The 16,045-nt window shown below is 59.0% G+C and carries 22 protein-coding genes; 9 read left to right on the top strand and 13 right to left on the bottom strand.

Going from position 1 to position 16,045, the window contains the following annotated elements; translation table 11 throughout:
• Window positions 1-59: 59 nt before the first annotated feature.
• Window positions 60-281 carry a DUF1127 domain-containing protein gene (locus C4K39_RS30500; RefSeq protein WP_068581726.1) on the bottom strand — a complete coding sequence of 74 codons (222 nt, stop codon included), beginning with the start codon at window positions 279-281 and terminating at the stop codon, window positions 60-62.
• Between the two features lie 96 nt (window positions 282-377).
• Here C4K39_RS30500 and C4K39_RS30505 point away from each other — a divergent pair, with 96 nt between their 5' ends.
• The gene (locus C4K39_RS30505) at window positions 378-1,232 is read left to right on the top strand and encodes a LysR substrate-binding domain-containing protein (RefSeq protein WP_124348227.1); all 855 of its coding nucleotides are present in this window, start codon (window positions 378-380) and stop codon (window positions 1,230-1,232) included.
• Here the strand turns inward: C4K39_RS30505 and C4K39_RS30510 are convergent.
• Complete coding sequence (locus C4K39_RS30510; RefSeq protein WP_068581681.1) at window positions 1,222-1,971, bottom strand: sulfite exporter TauE/SafE family protein; 750 nt, start codon at window positions 1,969-1,971, stop codon at window positions 1,222-1,224. The two genes, C4K39_RS30505 and C4K39_RS30510, sit on opposite strands and share 11 nt — an antisense overlap.
• A 106-nt stretch (window positions 1,972-2,077) precedes the next feature.
• Between C4K39_RS30510 and C4K39_RS30515 the strand changes: the two genes are divergently transcribed.
• The 3 genes from C4K39_RS30515 to C4K39_RS30525 all read left to right on the top strand — a co-directional run bounded on the left by C4K39_RS30515 (window position 2,078) and on the right by C4K39_RS30525 (window position 4,172).
• A complete protein-coding gene (locus C4K39_RS30515; protein WP_124348228.1) occupies window positions 2,078-3,028 on the top strand; it encodes a LysR family transcriptional regulator in 951 nt (316 codons plus the stop codon).
• A 74-nt stretch (window positions 3,029-3,102) separates the two neighbouring features.
• A complete protein-coding gene (locus C4K39_RS30520) occupies window positions 3,103-3,564 on the top strand; it encodes a MarR family winged helix-turn-helix transcriptional regulator (RefSeq protein WP_124348229.1) in 462 nt (153 codons plus the stop codon).
• A 188-nt stretch (window positions 3,565-3,752) separates the two neighbouring features.
• The gene (locus C4K39_RS30525; RefSeq protein WP_068581692.1) at window positions 3,753-4,172 is read left to right on the top strand and encodes an organic hydroperoxide resistance protein; all 420 of its coding nucleotides are present in this window, start codon (window positions 3,753-3,755) and stop codon (window positions 4,170-4,172) included.
• Between the two features lie 70 nt (window positions 4,173-4,242).
• Here C4K39_RS30525 and C4K39_RS30530 read toward each other — a convergent pair whose 3' ends face one another.
• Both C4K39_RS30530 and earP read right to left on the bottom strand, forming a co-directional pair.
• The gene (locus C4K39_RS30530) at window positions 4,243-4,815 is read right to left on the bottom strand and encodes an elongation factor P (protein ID WP_068581695.1); all 573 of its coding nucleotides are present in this window, start codon (window positions 4,813-4,815) and stop codon (window positions 4,243-4,245) included.
• Between the two features lie 48 nt (window positions 4,816-4,863).
• Window positions 4,864-5,997: an elongation factor P maturation arginine rhamnosyltransferase EarP gene (gene earP, locus C4K39_RS30535; RefSeq protein WP_124348230.1), complete on the bottom strand. Its 1,134-nt coding sequence runs from the start codon at window positions 5,995-5,997 to the stop codon at window positions 4,864-4,866.
• A 127-nt stretch (window positions 5,998-6,124) separates the two neighbouring features.
• On the opposite strand from earP, the gene C4K39_RS30540 reads away from it, so the two are divergent.
• Window positions 6,125-6,520, top strand: coding sequence for a hypothetical protein (locus C4K39_RS30540; protein ID WP_124348231.1), 396 nt, complete (start codon window positions 6,125-6,127; stop codon window positions 6,518-6,520).
• A 2-nt stretch (window positions 6,521-6,522) separates the two neighbouring features.
• Window positions 6,523-7,005: a GreA/GreB family elongation factor gene (locus C4K39_RS30545; protein ID WP_124348232.1), complete on the top strand. Its 483-nt coding sequence runs from the start codon at window positions 6,523-6,525 to the stop codon at window positions 7,003-7,005.
• A gap of 10 nt (window positions 7,006-7,015) precedes the next feature.
• On the opposite strand, the gene cysB is transcribed toward C4K39_RS30545, so the two are convergent.
• The 5 genes from cysB to C4K39_RS30570 form a co-directional block, all read right to left on the bottom strand.
• Complete coding sequence (cysB, locus tag C4K39_RS30550) at window positions 7,016-7,990, bottom strand: HTH-type transcriptional regulator CysB (RefSeq protein WP_007931387.1); 975 nt, start codon at window positions 7,988-7,990, stop codon at window positions 7,016-7,018.
• Between the two features lie 111 nt (window positions 7,991-8,101).
• Window positions 8,102-8,602 carry a universal stress protein gene (locus tag C4K39_RS30555; protein ID WP_068581706.1) on the bottom strand — a complete coding sequence of 167 codons (501 nt, stop codon included), beginning with the start codon at window positions 8,600-8,602 and terminating at the stop codon, window positions 8,102-8,104.
• 94 nt (window positions 8,603-8,696) lie between these two features.
• Window positions 8,697-9,602, bottom strand: a complete 906-nt coding sequence (locus C4K39_RS30560; protein ID WP_068581708.1) for a 5'-nucleotidase — start codon at window positions 9,600-9,602, stop codon at window positions 8,697-8,699.
• A 31-nt stretch (window positions 9,603-9,633) separates the two neighbouring features.
• Entirely contained in the window at window positions 9,634-10,590 is a 957-nt protein-coding gene (locus C4K39_RS30565) for a putative 2-dehydropantoate 2-reductase (protein WP_068581711.1), read from the bottom strand.
• On the bottom strand, window positions 10,590-10,976 hold the full coding sequence (locus C4K39_RS30570) for a YbbN family protein (RefSeq protein WP_124348233.1): 387 nt from the start codon (window positions 10,974-10,976) through the stop codon (window positions 10,590-10,592). Before C4K39_RS30570 ends, C4K39_RS30565 begins: the two co-directional genes overlap by 1 nt.
• Here C4K39_RS30570 and C4K39_RS30575 point away from each other — a divergent pair.
• Together C4K39_RS30575 and C4K39_RS30580 are read left to right on the top strand one after the other, a co-directional pair.
• On the top strand, window positions 10,975-11,409 hold the full coding sequence (locus C4K39_RS30575) for a PilZ domain-containing protein (protein WP_068581718.1): 435 nt from the start codon (window positions 10,975-10,977) through the stop codon (window positions 11,407-11,409). The two genes, C4K39_RS30570 and C4K39_RS30575, sit on opposite strands and share 2 nt — an antisense overlap.
• Before the next feature lie 140 nt (window positions 11,410-11,549).
• Entirely contained in the window at window positions 11,550-12,626 is a 1,077-nt protein-coding gene (locus C4K39_RS30580; RefSeq protein WP_068581720.1) for a 3-deoxy-7-phosphoheptulonate synthase, read from the top strand.
• A 59-nt stretch (window positions 12,627-12,685) separates the two neighbouring features.
• Here C4K39_RS30580 and C4K39_RS30585 read toward each other — a convergent pair whose 3' ends face one another.
• The gene (locus tag C4K39_RS30585) at window positions 12,686-12,967 is read right to left on the bottom strand and encodes a GNAT family N-acetyltransferase (RefSeq protein ID WP_068581723.1); all 282 of its coding nucleotides are present in this window, start codon (window positions 12,965-12,967) and stop codon (window positions 12,686-12,688) included.
• A 634-nt stretch (window positions 12,968-13,601) separates the two neighbouring features.
• Here C4K39_RS30585 and oprI point away from each other — a divergent pair.
• A complete protein-coding gene (gene oprI / locus C4K39_RS30590) occupies window positions 13,602-13,853 on the top strand; it encodes an outer membrane lipoprotei OprI (RefSeq protein WP_003448337.1) in 252 nt (83 codons plus the stop codon).
• Window positions 13,854-13,976: 123 nt separating this feature from the next.
• On the opposite strand, the gene C4K39_RS30595 is transcribed toward oprI, so the two are convergent.
• The 3 genes from C4K39_RS30595 to C4K39_RS30605 form a co-directional block, all read right to left on the bottom strand.
• The gene (locus tag C4K39_RS30595) at window positions 13,977-14,951 is read right to left on the bottom strand and encodes a L,D-transpeptidase family protein (RefSeq protein WP_068605704.1); all 975 of its coding nucleotides are present in this window, start codon (window positions 14,949-14,951) and stop codon (window positions 13,977-13,979) included.
• 132 nt (window positions 14,952-15,083) lie between these two features.
• Window positions 15,084-15,377 (bottom strand): hypothetical protein, encoded by a 294-nt coding sequence (locus tag C4K39_RS30600; RefSeq protein WP_007931378.1) that lies wholly within the window; start codon window positions 15,375-15,377, stop codon window positions 15,084-15,086.
• A gap of 56 nt (window positions 15,378-15,433) precedes the next feature.
• Entirely contained in the window at window positions 15,434-16,039 is a 606-nt protein-coding gene (locus C4K39_RS30605; protein WP_124348234.1) for an arylesterase, read from the bottom strand.
• Window positions 16,040-16,045 lie beyond the last annotated feature (6 nt).

A 16,045-nucleotide genomic window follows, 5' to 3' on the forward strand; every position in this document is an offset into this window, starting at 1 on the left:
CTCCTTGTCTGAGCGCACGCTAACGCACCGACAACCGATTTGGGTAGCCACTCCTACGCTCATTTATGCATCGGGTCGTCCCAGAATGGGCGAACCCTCTCATGCTCGACATCCACTCGGGTGAGCCCCAGGTCCTTGAGCGCCTCGTCACTGAGACTGGCAAGCATCCGGCGCTCGTGACCCAGGGTGTACCAGCGGGCCACCTTGTGCCACAAGACACTGAGCGACAACCCTTGGAAGGGTGTTTTATGGACGAGTACAAAACCCTTTTGACCTTTCATCATCTTGCCCTCCAGTGGGGATGACGCCAGTGTCTGCCCAGGAATAAGATCAATCCAACGAATGTTTCTTATGCCGAACATCTCAGGATTTGATGAATGTCTCAGTTCCCCAGTATCGATACCGAAGTGCTGCGTACCTTCGTCGCCATTGCCGATGAAGGCGGTTTTACCCGGGCTGGCGAACGGGTCAATCGCACCCAGTCTGCGGTCAGCATGCAGATGAAGCGCCTGGAGGAGGATGTGCTGCAACGCCAGCTGTTCCAGCGCGATGGCCGCCAGGTCAAGCTGACCGCCGAGGGGCAGGTGCTGCTGGGCTATGCCCGGCGCATCCTGAAACTGCATAGCGAGGTGTTCAACACCTTGCGTGAGCCGCACATGGTGGGACTGGTGCGCATCGGCACCCCGGACGACTATGTGATGCGCTTTTTACCGGGAATTCTCTCGCGCTTCGCCCAAAGCTACCCATTGATCCAGATCGAGGTGCATTGCGAGTCCTCCAGGCAGCTGTTGCAACGCCAGGACCTGGACCTGTCCATCGTCACCCGGGAACCTGGCAACGAGATCGGCCAACTGTTGCGCAAGGAGCGTTTCGTCTGGGCCGCGGCCCAGTGCTTCAGCGCACATGAACAGTCGCCCATGCCCTTGGCGATGTTCAACAGCGATTGCTTTTGCCGGGTGTGGGCCTGCAATGCCCTGGACGCTGCCGGCCTGGACTATCGGATCGCCTACAACAGCTCCAGCCTGTCGGCGATCATGGCGGTGGTCAGCGCAGGGCTCGCCGTCACCGCGCAACTGGAAAGCCTGATCACGCCGGACATGCGCATCCTCGGTGAGGCCGAAGGGCTGCCCCTGCTGCCAGAGGCGAGCATCATGCTCTTGCGCAACCTCAACAAACCCTCGCCCATTACCGAATGCCTGGCCGAGCATATCGTCGAAGGCTTCAAAGCTTGAGGCCCAGCATCACTGCGCACACCACCAGGAAGCCACAGAACAGGGCACGCAACAGGCGCTCCGGCAAGGCATGGGCGACCCTTACCCCCCAACTGATACTCAACAGGCCACCTGCCGCCAGCGGCAAGCCCACCTGCCAATCCACCTCATGGTGGATACCGTAGGTCACCAGGGTCACCGCCGTGCTGGGCAGGGCCAAGGCCAGGGACAGGCCCTGGGCCACCACCTGGGTGGTGCCGAAAATACTGGTCAGCACAGGCGTGGCGACCACCGCACTGCCAACGCCGAACACCCCCCCCAGCGCTCCGGAAGCTGCGCCCAGGGCACCCAGCCAAGGCCAGGAGTAGCGCATCTGCGATTGAGCCGGGGCACTGGAACTGAACATGCGCAACAAGTTGTAGGCTGACAGGGCCAGTAGAAAGACGACGAAGATGGTACGCATCGATTGGGGATCGATCCCCACGGCCCAGATCGACCCGAGCCAGGCGAAACTGAACCCCATCAGCGCCAGGGGCGCGGCATGGCGCGCGGCGATACGGTTGTGCTGGTGATACCGCCACAGCGCCAGCATCACGTTCGGCACGACCATCACCAGGGCAGTCCCCTGGGCAATCTGCTGGTCCAGGCCGAACAGCACTCCCAGCACAGGGATGGCGATCAGCCCCCCACCGATACCGAACAGACCGCCCACTGTCCCCAGCACTGCGCCCAACAACAGATACATCGCTAACTCGATCAATGCCGCACTCCTCACCTGAGGCCTTGCATGCTACGTAGCTGGCCCTGGTACGGAAACGCATAGCAACGCACAATGGCTTTGCTGTTTTCGCATAAGCGAGTCGACCATGAATCCCAATACCCTGACTGAACAACTGGGGCTGTTTATCGATGTGCTGGAGGCAGGCAGCTTTTCTGCCGCCTCACGCCGCCACCCCCTGACACCTTCGGCCGTGGCCCGACGTATCGACAGCCTGGAGAAGGCCGTGGGTACCACCCTGTTCATGCGCACCACCCATGCGGTAGTCGCCACCGCGGCCGGCCTGGCATTCGCCGAACGGGCTCGACGGATCGTCGCCGAACTGCAACTGGCACGGGCCGAAGCCGTTTCCTTGAGCCATGCCCCGGAAGGCCTGATCCGCATCGACGCCCCGGCCGCCTTCGGACGACGCCACTTGGCTCCCGCCATTGCCGACTTCCTGATGCTCTACCCAGGCCTGGACGTGCAATTGCACCTGATCGACAGCTTCATCGACATGCAGGGCGCACACCTGGGCAAGGTGGACCTGGTCCTGCGGGCGGGACAACAGGTGGATACACGCATGGTCGCCACGACCTTGGCCAGCATCGTGCGCATTGCCTGCGCCAGCCCGGCCTACCTGAAGAACCGTGGCACTCCCCGGCATCCATCCGAGCTCGATCAGCACGACGGGCTCGACTGGGATGGCCTTGCCCCACTGTTTGCCTGGCGCTTCGAACTCGACGGCCAGTTGCAGAGCCATCGTCCCCAGCGCATCCGCTTTAGTGCCAACAATGCCGAAGCCTTGCTGTCCGGGGCCTTGGCCGGGCTAGGTATCGCCCACTTGCCCACCTGGCTGGCGAGCGAATACCTGTTGCGCGGGGAGTTGGTACCGTTGTTCTGCGAAGGTGGCCTGCCAAAGCCAGAAACCGCTGGTATCTACGCCTTGCGCATGGAGCAGCACCCCAATGCTCGCAGCCGGCTATTGCTGGAGTACCTCAAGAGCCGATTCAGCCCGGTACCGCCCTGGGACCTGGCATTGCAGAGCAGCATGGGCTGAGCTTCGGCATAATTACCTGGCGCATTAAAGGCTTGCCCGCTAGATTCAAGATCATTAACGATCAAGGCTCCAACATGACCACTGAACACACCGCCCTGCCGCCCTGCGAGCAACTGTTGCTGGATAACCAGTTGTGCTTTGCCCTGCACTCCACTTCGCTGCTGATGACCAAGGTCTATAAACCTTTGCTGCAGCAATTGGGCCTGACCTATCCGCAATACCTGGCGATGTTGGTGCTGTGGGAGCGGGATGGGCTGACCGTCGGCGAAATCAGCCAGCGCCTGCTGACTGACCCCGGGTCCCTGACCCCTTTGCTCAAGCGCCTGGAGACCGAGGGATTGCTCAGCCGTACCCGCAGCCGTGAAGACGAACGGGTGGTGATCGTCGAACTGACCGAGCAAGGCCGCGAGCTGCAGGCCAAGGCCCGGGATATTCCCCAGTGCATCCTGGGTGCCAGTGGCAGGACAGTGGAACAACTGCGCCACCTGCAGGCAGAACTGCAGATTCTACGCAGCCACCTGCAAGACAGCCTGTAAGGCACGGGCAGCCACCCGAGCTGCCTCAAAAAATATCTCATTAAAAATCAATAGATTAGACCTCTATAGAGGTCTTTTTGCGTTTGCGTTGGAAAATTTATCTTGCGCACAAAATATTTGAGCGATAAATTAATTTCGAAATTACTTAACGCGCAAATAATTTGCGAGCAACCGAAGAGGCTGAACCCATGCAAACTCTCTATACCGCTGTTGCAACCGCTACCGGTGGCCGTGATGGCCGCGCCGTTTCCAGCGACAACATTCTTGACGTCAAGCTGGCCACTCCCAAGGAGCTGGGTGGCGCAGGTGGCCAGGCCACCAACCCGGAACAGCTGTTCGCCGCCGGTTACTCGGCTTGCTTCATCGGCGCCCTGAAGTTCGTCGCCTTGCAGAGCAAGCGCAAGATTCCAGATAACGCCTCGATTACCGCCAAGGTCGGTATCGGCCAGATCCCCGGCGGTTTCGGCCTGGACATCGACCTGCATGTCAGCCTGCCCGGGCTGTCCCAGGAGGACGCCCAGGGCCTGGTGGATGCGGCGCACCAGGTTTGCCCCTACTCCAACGCCACCCGTGGCAATGTCGATGTGCGCCTGCACGTAACGGTCTGACACGACAAATCCCAGGCATAAAAAAGCCCGACTCAAGGTCGGGCTTTTCATTTACAGGATCGAACCAGGATTAAACCTTGGCGCGGCCCTTGTAAGAACCGCCTTCGCGGGTATCGATCTCGATCCAGTCGCCGATCTCGATGAAGTCGGCAACGCTCAGCTCGGTGCCGTTCTTCAGTTTGGCAGGCTTCATCACCTTGCCCGAAGTGTCGCCGCGAGCGGAACCTTCGGTGTAGTCGACCTGGCGCACGATGGTGGTCGGCAGGTCAACGGAAACCAGGCGGCCTTCGAAGAACACAGCTTCACAGACGTCAGTCATGCCTTCTTCGATGAATGGCAGAACGGCCTCGATGTCTTCGGAGTTCAGCTCGTACATGGTGTAGTCAGTGGTGTCCATGAACGTGTAGGTGTCGCCGCTGATGAACGACAGGGTCGCTTCTTTGCGATCCAGGATCACGTCGTCCAGCTTGTCGTCCGCACCGTAGACGGTTTCGGTCTTGTAACCGGTCAGCAGGTTCTTCAGCTTGGTCTTCATGATCGCACTGTTACGACCCGACTTGGTGAATTCAGCCTTCTGAACCAGCCAAGGATCGTTGTCGATACGGATCACGGTACCGGGTTTGAGTTCTTTACCAGTTTTCATTGCGAATATCCGAATTTGGATGGGATTTACAAAAATCTAGGCCGCGTATCATATCCAATTTAGGTAAAACTGCACCAGCGCCGCAGCAAGATCGGTCTGCGAGCCTTGTTCCAGACACCACTGTTCGGCATGCGCGGTGATTTGCGGCCAGTGTTGCAGGGCGTTTTTCCAGGCTTGGGCCATCCCGGACTCGGTATTCCAGGCCTGCCACAGCGCCAGTACTGCGGCCCGGGCTTCAGGGGACAGGGACCGGGTGTAAAGCGCAAGGAAGGCCTCGAGCTTGTCCAGGTGGATATCCTCGTCCTGGCGATAGATATGCCAAAGCATGGGCCGCCCCGCCCATTGCGCTCGTACGAAGGAGTCTTCACCACGCACGGCGTTGAAGTCGCAGCACCACAACAAGCGATCGTAGTCTTCCTGAGGGACAAAAGGCAGGACTTGAATCGTCAGCGAACGGCGAACCGCCAGGTCGCCCGCCCCCAGGGGGGCGACATCCAGCCAGCGCTGGACATCTCCCAGGATGCGCCCCTCGGGAACCAGGAGATGGGTGGGGCGAACATCATCGGCCAGGGCATCCAGCCAACCGTCGAGACCGGCATTCTCGTAGGCAAACAACGACATCAACCTGGCATCGGCTACCGGTGCCCCCCCCAGCCCTTGCAGGAACTCCAGTTGGGCCTGGCGATCTCCCTGGAAAGCCTGGCGTCGCCGCAAGAGATCGCTCTCACGCAGCAATCCACCAGTCCCTGGTACGAACCCTGGAAAGAAGAAGTACTTCTGTACCCCGTGAAACTTCACGGAAGGCAAACCATGGCAACCACCGATCCAGTCCTCGGCGCTCAGGTAATCCAGGTTCAGCCACAAGGGCGGCCGTTCACGTTCGGCCATGGCCTCCATATAGGCATGGGGCAATTGGCAGGCGAAGGCAGCGATGACCACATCGGCTGCAGCCACTGGCAACCAGTGTTCGGGCCATTGTCGTACCTCCACTCCCGCTTGCTGCTGGCACTCGCGCCGGATGTCGATCTGCGGACAGATCTTTTCAAAGGCACGCAAGTCATCGACCCACAGGCGCACCTCGCACTCGTGCTCGGCAACCAGTTGCCGCGCCAGGCGCCAGGTCACGCCGATATCACCGTAGTTATCGACGACGCTGCAGAAAATGTCCCAGGAGGCTTTCATTTCGGTCCCCGATTGGCAAAGGCGCCGATTGTCCGCATAAATGCCCCTGCGCAGAAGAGCCAACCTCGATTAATCTTCATGCGACAATCAGCCCTCGTTCAATACTGCCCGCCAGGAGGCAACTACCATGTCCCACCGCCCACCCGCCCGCCGTTCCTTGCGCATCAGCTTCAATGCGTTGGCGCTCAGCGGCAGCATCGCCCTGGGCCTGTGGCTGGGATTCCTGGCGATCGCCCTGACCTGCTGGCTGGCGTCGCACTTTCTCCTCGGCCCGCAAATCGCTCCGGTAGCCCAGGCAGTGCAACGATTGACCCAACCGGCAGCCGTTGCCCCAGAACCGCAGAACCGCATGTTCGAGCAGTATCAGGAAAACCTGCGCAAGAACGAGGAGTTGCAGTCGATGGACAACGCCCGTAGCAATCCGCGCAATCTGTCCAACCCCAAGTGCCAGTTCTGGTTGCAGCAGGACCAGACGGCACCAAGCGAAAAAAGCCGGGCCAATGTCCTGCAATTCTGTAATTGATCATGAATAAACAGTCGGTCTATCAACTGATTCTGCAACAGCTCCAGGACGACCTGCAGATCATCCTGCGGGCGGCACAAACCGCCTACGAAACCGCCACCCACGAAGAGAATATCGCGGAGAACAAGTACGACACCCTAGGGCTGGAAGCCGCTTACCTGGCTGCTGGCCAATCTCGGCGGGTCGAAGAGATCCGCCAGGCGCTGAGCCTCTGGCAGAGCCTGGTACTGCGCCCCTACGAGCCGCAAGCCGGCATCCAGGTCGGAGCCCTTTTGGGCCTGGAAGATGAAAAGGGCCACGAGCAGTGGTTGTTTCTAGGCCCGGACGGCGCCGGCCTGAAAGTCCAGGTCGTCGGTCAGTTGGTCACCGTGATCACCCCGCGCTCTCCCCTGGGCGCGAGCTTGCTGGGCAAATCCGAAGACGACGAGGTGGAGATCGTGGTGGCGGGCTCTCGGCAACAATTCACTGTCACCGAGGTCCGCTAGGCGGGCAGGATCAGTGGACAGGCAGCTCGACACCGTCGAACAGTTCTTCCAGCTCCTGCTTGTTGTGGCACTGGATGGCCTTGGCCATCACTTCACGCGTCAGGTGCGGGGCGAACTTCTCGATGAAGTCGCACATGAATCCACGCAGGAAGGTGCCACGACGGAACCCGATCTTGGTGATGCTCGACTCGAACAGCTCGCTGGCATCCAGCACCACCAGATCGCTATCGAGCTTGGTATCCACCGCCATCTTGGCGACGATGCCCACTCCCAGTCCCAGACGGACATAGGTCTTGATCACGTCGGCGTCGGCGGCGGTGAATACGACCTTGGGGGTCAGGCCGCGATGGCTGAAGGCCTCGTCGAGCTTGGAACGACCAGTAAAACCGAAGACATAGGTCACGATCGGATACTCGGCCAGGGTTTCCAGAGTCAGCTTCGGCAGTTTGGTCAGCGGATGGCCTTGAGGGACGACCACGCAGCGGTTCCAGCGATAGCACGGCATCATCACCAAGTCGCCGAACAGCTCCAAGGCTTCGGTGGCGATCGCGAAATCCACGGTGCCATCGGCGGCCATCTCCGCGATCTGCATGGGCGAGCCCTGATGCATGTGTAGCGCAACATCCGGATACTGTTTGATGAAGCTGCTGATCACCGGCGGCAAGGCATAACGCGCCTGGGTATGGGTGGTCGCGATGGACAGGGTGCCTTTTTTCTCGTTGGAGAATTCCTGGGCGATCTGCTTGATGCTCTCGACCTTGCGCAGGATCTCGCCAGCAGTGGTGATGATCCTTTCGCCAGCCGGAGTCACCCGGGTCAGGTGCTTGCCGCTACGAGCGAAGACCTCGACGCCCAGTTCGTCCTCCAGCAGGCGGATCTGTTTGCTGATACCTGGTTGCGAGGTGTAGAGGCTTTGGGCAGTAGCGGAAACGTTGAGGTCGTGGTGCGCCACTTCCCAGATGTAGCGCAATTGTTGGAGCTTCATATCAATCCCTCAAAGCAGAAAGACGCCACGGGTATCAGCGACGGTATATAACTATATTAATGGTCAGGAGAATAAATCTAGAACTTTTATTCAGAATTTTCCATTCCGACTTCAAGCATCTCCCTGACGTCTTCGCTGCACCAGAGGCACCAGGTAAACCGGCACTTTCGCTAACTGCAGGACCCGCGCCGCCGTGCGCCCCAAAGGGGTTTGTGCCCCGACGCCATGGCTGTGACTTCCTACGATCAGCAAATCCACCGAGAGTTTCGCCGTCTGCTCAAGAATCACCTGGGAGGGATCGCCCTGCAGGACACGCACCGACTGGATCAAAGACAGGTCCTGCATCCCTTCCCCCAGCTCTTCGCGAAAGCTATCAAGCACCCGCTGCTCGATATTGGCCATGACCGTATTCAGGCCCTGGCGATGAAACTCATTCAGCGACTGCTCGTCCAGGTAGCTCTGGAGCACCGATTCAGCGAACAGTCCCATGGGCTCCACAGCGTGGACTACATGTAAGTCGGCATTGAACGTTCGAGCCAGCTCCAGGGCATGCTGCATCACAAAAGGGGCGTACACCCCGAGGTCAGTGGCATACAGCATCGAACGAATCATATGACCTCCTCAACTGCCAAGATGGCGGAGATTGATTCAGCTTAGCAGTGCCTGGATGCATGGGAGGCCGCGGCCTCTACGGGTTTGGATAGACTCAGGTACTGGCTTCATTACTGATGCCATGGGGCACATGACCGGTGGCCACTACTTCGCGTGCCAGTTCGCAGTGCCCTGCCTGGTCATCGAAGAAGACATCGGCAGCAAAAGCCTCGAGGAAGGCGGCCTTCTCCAGCCCTCCGAGGAACAGCGACTCGTCCAGGCGGATGTTCCACTCGCGCAGGGTGCGAATCACCCGCTCATGGGCCGGAGCCGAACGTGCAGTGACCAAGGCGGTGCGGATCGGACAGGCATCAACGGGAAACTCGCCCTGGAGCAGATTCAGCGCCGCCAGGAAACCCTTGAATGGCCCACCTGGCAGGGGCTCTCGGGCTGATTGCCGCTCACTGGCCTGGAACGCCTCGAGGCCTCCGGACTGGTAGATGCGTTCCGAGACATCGGAGAACAGCACCGCATCACCGTCGAAAGCGATACGCAACTCACCGTTTTCAGCGCGTCGCGCACCACCCGACAGGATAGTGGCCGCAGCGAAACCGGCATCCAGCGCATTGCGCACATCTTCGGCATGGGTCGAAAGAAACAGGTCGCTGGCAAAAGCGGCCAGGTAGGGATAGGGACTGCGCCCGCCGACGAACGCAGCCCGGGAGATGGCCAGGCCGTAGTGCTGGATAGAATTGAAGACCCGCAAGCCGGTATCGGCACTGTTGCGAGAAACCAGCACCACCTCGACCCTCTCCCGGCCCAGGCTGGCATTGAGGTTCAAGAGTTTTTTCACCAGAGGGAAGGCATCACCTGGCTCGAGAACCTCTTCTTCGTGCTCGATCTGGTACTGCCGATAAGCCTCAACGCCTTGGGCCAGGTACACCTTGTGACTGTCACCGAGGTCGAACAACGCCCGTGACGAAATCGCTACCACCAGCTTGCCATCCAGGCCCTTGGCCATGCTCCGTCCTCTTGAGGGTGATGAACCGGGCTCAGGAACGATACCGGTCGATGAAACCCAGGGCCTGGTACAGCGCCCGGATCTTGGGCAACTCGCAACCAGCGGCCCGTGCCGCAGCCAGTGGTGCAGCATAGATTGCCTGCAGTTCCAGGGGGCGCCGGTGCAGAAAATCATGGTACATGCTCGGCCAGTAATCGGGCATGTGCTCGGTAGACCTGAACAACTGCTGGGCATAGGCCGCCGGAATGACATGGCCACAAGCCGCAGCCCCCTGCAGCACCTCTTGCATCAGGTCCTGGATCAGTTGGCGAATGTCCGGATCCGCCATCAGCGCAGTGGTGCTGGCCCTGAGCAATACCGATAGGCCGTTGTAGGGCACATTCCATACCAGCTTCTGCCAGCGCGCCTGGTGCAGGTTGTCCATGGCCTGGGAGTCGAGCCCGGCCTCCCGGAACAGCCCTGCGCCTTCCTCGACAATCGCCCGGGTCAAGGCCGGATCGACAGCAGCCGGACCGCTGTGATAACCCAGGTTCACCGCCCCCAGCGCCTGGTGCTCTATCTGGCCGGGCCCTGCACGATGGACACAGATAAAGCACAAGCCGCCCAACAGATGCAGCGAATCGGGTAGTGCACTACGCAAGGCATCCTCGACATCCAGGCCATTCTGCAGCAACAGGACCTTGGCCCCGGGAGCCGCAGCCTGGACGATCGCCGGCGCCAACTGCAGGTTACTGGTCGTCTTGGTCCCTACGAGCAACCAGTCGCAAGGAGGCATGTCTTCGGCGCGGACATAAGCCTGCACCGGATTCAGGCTCAAGATGCCATGCTGGGCATGGTTGAGACGCAGCCCCTGCTCCAAGACCGCCGGGAACTCGCTGCGCATTAAAAAGTGCACGTCAAAACCGGCCCGTGCCAGCATCACCCCGTAAAAGCCTCCAATCGCTCCAGTACCGATAATGCCAACCCGCGGTTTACGACGTGCATCCATCAAGGCAACTCCTCTGGTAATCGTTGCAACGCTTGACGCAGGCTCTCGGTGAGTTCCCTGTACGTCAACCGCGACTCTAGGCCCCCATAAAACTCGGCATCGCGCACCACGAACAAGGCCGGCAGGTGAAAGACCTGATAACGCTCCACCGCTCCACCATTGTCACCGGCATCGACCCAGCACAAGCGGTCGATCGGCAGTCCCAGCGCTGGCAATTGCACCCGGGCCCAGCGACAGCCAGCACAGCCGGGGCTGGTGAAAACCACCAGGGACACCCCTTTCAGTCCCAGCAAGGTCTGGTCGATGTCGAGATCGGTCAGTTCCGATTCGAACACTATACTGGGGGAAACAATGTCAAATGGACGACACTCGGAGTCTGCGGTCATGGGACGTTTTCTGCCTCATCCTGATGATGTTCCGGTTGAGCTGACATTACGCAAGCATGCCTGTATCTCGCGCCAGCGGCTGCACACTATCAGCCTCGGCGGCATGGCGTGCAATTACCACCGGGCCTGGCGCCGGGGCACCGCCCTCGAAGTCCACATGCCGACACTGGGGGAGAATGCCCGCTATAACGGCTACGTCGCCTGGTGCCTGAAACGCAAGCGCGGCTATCTGGTGGGCATCGCCTTCGTCGACGAGCAAACCCTGTTCAGCGCGCGCATGAGCGAACAGGTCTGCCAAATTGCCCGCTACTGCCGCCAGCATGACGCACAGAGTGAACAGCGATGCATCGAGGCCTTGGCCCTGGATTGGGTCGAACGGCATGCGCAAGACTATTCAGAAGATCGGGTGCATCAGGCTTTTATGCAGCCATAGCCCAATAAAACCGCAGCCAGCCCATTGTCGAGCCACCGCCTAACGCGCTAAGGTTCCGCTCCCCGACGCGCCCAAATCCGCTGTGCTCCGCCGCGCGGGGATCGCTGGCGGCCGGCATCCGTGACCTGACGAGTAACACGATGGCTGATTTACCGATCAACGACCTTAACGTCGCCTCCAACGAGACCCTGATCACCCCAGATCAACTCAAGCGAGACATCCCCCTGAGCGACACCGCCTTGCACACCGTGACTCGGGGCCGCGAAGTGATCCGCAATATCCTCGACGGCACTGATCATCGTTTGTTCATCGTCATTGGGCCCTGCTCGATCCACGACATCAAGGCAGCCCACGAATACGCCGAGCGCCTCAAGGCCCTGGCAGCCGAAGTTTCCGATACGCTCTACCTGGTGATGCGGGTGTACTTCGAAAAGCCCCGCACCACTGTTGGCTGGAAAGGCCTGATCAACGACCCTTACCTGGATGACTCGTTCAAGATCCAGGATGGCCTGCACATCGGTCGCCAGTTGCTGCTGGACCTGGCGGAAATGGGCCTGCCTACCGCCACGGAAGCCCTGGACCCAATCTCCCCGCAATACCTGCAGGACCTGATTAGTTGGTCGGCCATCGGCGCGCGCACCACCGAATCCCAGACCCACCGCGAAATGGCTTCCGGGCTGTCGTCGGCGGTAGGTTTCAAGAACGGCACCGATGGCGGCCTGACCGTCGCGATCAATGCCTTGCAATCGGTTTCCAGCCCTCATCGCTTCCTGGGCATCAATCCACAAGGCGGTGTGTCTATCGTCACCACCAAGGGCAATGCCTATGGCCATGTGGTGCTGCGCGGTGGCAACGGTAAGCCGAACTATGACTCGGTCAGTGTCGCCGTTTGCGAACAGGCCCTGGCCAAGGCCAAGGTCAAGCCGAACATCATGATCGATTGCAGCCATGCCAACTCCAACAAGGATCCGGCACTTCAGCCACTGGTAATGGAAAACGTTGCCAACCAGATACTCGAAGGCAACCAGTCGATCATCGGTCTGATGGTGGAGAGCCACCTGAATTGGGGTTGCCAAGCAATTCCCAAAGATCTCTCGGAACTGCAATACGGCGTTTCGATCACCGATGCCTGCATCGATTGGGAAAGCACTGAGAAGACGTTGCGCAGCATGCACGCCAAGCTCAAGGACGTCCTGCCAAAACGCAATCGCGTCTGATCGCGATTAACACGCGCAAAAACGCCGGGGCAAGCCCGGCGTTTTTCATGGTCGCTCGATCAGAGTTTCGCGCCGTGGCGCTGGTGACGCTCCATGTACCGCTCAACGTATGAGCAGGAAGGGATCACGGTGTATCCCATGCGATCGGCATACTCCAGCGCATGCTCGGTCAACGCCGCAGCGATACCGCGCCCACGCAGCGCGTTGGGGACGAAGGTGCGATAGATATCCAGGGTTTGCTTACCCAGGTCCATATAGGTCAGGTAGGCACGATGACCGTCCACATTGGTCTCGAACTGATGACCAACCTGGTCATGGTGGATGGACAACGCCTCGCTCATCACAACTCCTTGCGGGTCTGGAATACTGACACGTACCTTACCGATGTTTTTCCGGCGAAGGAACAACTTACGCCACCTCGTACCTGCTGGGCGCAAGTAGAAGCTTTCGCTTTTGCACCACGAACACGTTACAAAATATTAGGCGCCTTTGGCATGAATGCTCAAGCCACACTCGTCACAGATCAGCACAAAAATCCTCGTACACCGCCCAGAGCCTGGCCTGGCCCCATACGCAAGACATCTTTTGGCTGCACATCGCCGGACGCTGAAACTTAAGACGGGACTCACCTCTTAAAGTCACCAGCAACAAGGATAAAAAAACCGACATAGAGCCAAGGTCAAAGTGTCACAGACACGATATAGACCGACTTTAGTCTAGCCCCTGAAACAGTACTTGGAAAAATCCGCAAGCGATGCTGGCAAACAAGCAGCATCCTCCGGGCGGGAATCGAATTGAATGTTTTTTAAACAACTCCTCAAGAGAGTTGCCTGAAAAAGATTCACCACCTAGAATTTTTTTTGCTTCTTGCGTTACGTCAGTTTACTTACTACAAGTAATGGGTAGTATGTACGCCGGCTATTTCCTCACTCTGGGGTGGTAGCTACTAATAGAAAGTCCTTGAAGGGGAACACGATGAACAACGTTCTGAAATTCTCTGCTCTGGCTCTGGCCGCAGTTCTGGCTACCGGTTGCAGCAGCGTATCCAAAGAAACCGAAGCTCGTCTGACTGCTACTGAAGACGCAGCAGCTCGTGCTCAGGCTCGTGCAGACGAAGCCTATCGTAAAGCTGATGAAGCTCTGGCTGCTGCTCAAAAAGCACAACAGACTGCTGACGAAGCTAACGAGCGCGCTCTGCGTATGCTGGAAAAAGCTAGCCGCAAGTAATAGTCCCTCGGGATTGTTATCAAGCCGACCCATCTTGGGTCGGCTTTTTTGTTGCCCGATTTTGTCATCGGCAATAAAAAACCCGCCGCTACCCTCAGGTATCGGCGGGTTGGGCTGCCGCCCTTACTGCTGCATATCGAAAGGCGTAGCAGACAGAGAGGTCGCCGGCGCAGCGGTTGGCACCGCAATCTCCACCGGCAGGCCATCTTCCGCCGCGACTACGTCACGGACTACATCCCAGTTCATACGCAGGTTGTTAGCCAGGTCTTCACGCTTAAGCAAGGCGTTGATCACCGCAGTGTGTTTGTCGACCACTGAAGGATTGCCTTTATCATCTAACGGCGTATGTGCTTCCAGATAGACTTTGCCAGCGCTGATACCAAACTTGTAAGGCTCGTTGATGATACGTACGGAAGTTCCAACTGGAACCATACCGGCCATTTGCAGCACGTTGTTATTGAGCATTCGGAAACAACCGTGGCTGGTGCGCATGCCAATACCGAACTTCTTGTTGGAGCCATGGATCAGGTAGCCCGGCGTACCCAGGGTGAACTTGAATGGGCCCAAAGGATTGTCTGGCCCCGCCGGCACTATGCCTGGCAGGGGATCACCATCAGCTGCATGTTCGGCCCTGATTGAGGCCGGTGGCGTCCAGGTCGGGTTGGGAGTCTTCGCGGTGATACTGGTATGGGCGATCGGCGACCCCCACCCCTCGCGACCAATACCCAATGGGAAGGTGTAAACCACGCTCTGGCCCTTGGGGAAATAGTACAGACGGTACTCTGCCAGGTTGATCACGATACCTTCGCGAGGCCCTGGCGGCAGGATGAAACGGGTGGGAAGAACCACTTCGGTACCGGCTCCCGGCAACCAGGGGTCGACTCCCGGATTGGCAGCCACCATCTCCAGATAACCCAGGTCATTGGCGGTGCCCAAGTCGGCGAAGGTATCTTCGTACTTGGCCTTGATCACCTGAACCTGGCCTACGACATCTTCGCCAGGGGGAGGAAGAGGAAATTCCAACGCTGCAACGGGACCAGCCACACATAATGCGGCAAGTGTCAGACAGCGGGTGACGACAGGGAGGCGCGGCAACATCCGGATAATCCTTCGCTCGTACAACCAATGAAAGAGACACGATTGTACACCCCTCCCATGGCTACGGCAGCCAAGCCGGGGAGACAAGCGCAGATACATGAAATCCCTGTCGAAACACCCAATAACGGGCGCCTACAGCTCGAAACGCAACTCTGGCCAGATCGGAGGCGTACCTCGCTTCTGCGACTCCAGGATTGCCCTGCACAGCGGACAGAGCCGCTGATCCTGGAAAATCGTCCGATCTACGCTGGACCAACGTGGCTGCGCAGGCAGCAAGGTCCCACACAAGGTCCGGTCGGCGGAGCCGCCCAGCTCCAATTGACGCGTCACCAGATGCACCCGAACTTCCTGACAAGCGAACAGGTCAAGCTGTTCATCAGGCTCGATCAGTTGATAGGCAAACAAGGACCAGGCGGGACGCGGCATCGGGGGCTCCAAATCGGGGGCGCCACATTAGCCGAAACACTGCCACTAGAAAAGCGTCAAAGCAGCGGTTTTAGCGTCGGCCAGACATTTTCCAACAACTTGCCCTGGGCTGCTGCCGCTGGGTGCAGACCGTCTGCCTGCATCAAATCGGGATGCCCTCCGACCCCATCAAGAAAAAACGGCACCAGTGCCACCTTCTTGTCGATGGCCAACTGCTGGTAGACCTTGGCGAATGCCTGGGTATAGCGCACACCGTAATTGGGCGGTAGCTGCATGCCCAGCAGCAGCACCCTAGCCCCCGAGGCCTGGGCACTGTCGATCATCGAGGCAAGATTTTGTTGCAATTGCTGGGGCGGCTGGCCGCGCAAGCCATCATTGCCTCCCAATTCGAGGATCACCACCTGAGGCTTGTGCTGCGAAAGCAGCGTCGGCAGGCGCGCTTGCCCCCCAGCGCTGGTATCACCACTGATCGAGGCATTGATCACTTTGTCCGTGAAGCCCTGGTCCACCAGGCGCTTTTCCAGCAGTGCCACCCACCCCTGCCGGGTATCCAGGCCGAAAGCCGCACTGATACTATCGCCCACGATCAGGACCGTACCGGCAGCTGCATTCTGGGCCATGCACATCAAGGCCAGGCCAGCACTCAAAAACCATACACGCATCGGACT

This window comes from Pseudomonas sessilinigenes (genome assembly GCF_003850565.1).
Taxonomy (GTDB): Bacteria; Pseudomonadota; Gammaproteobacteria; order Pseudomonadales; family Pseudomonadaceae; genus Aquipseudomonas; species Aquipseudomonas sessilinigenes.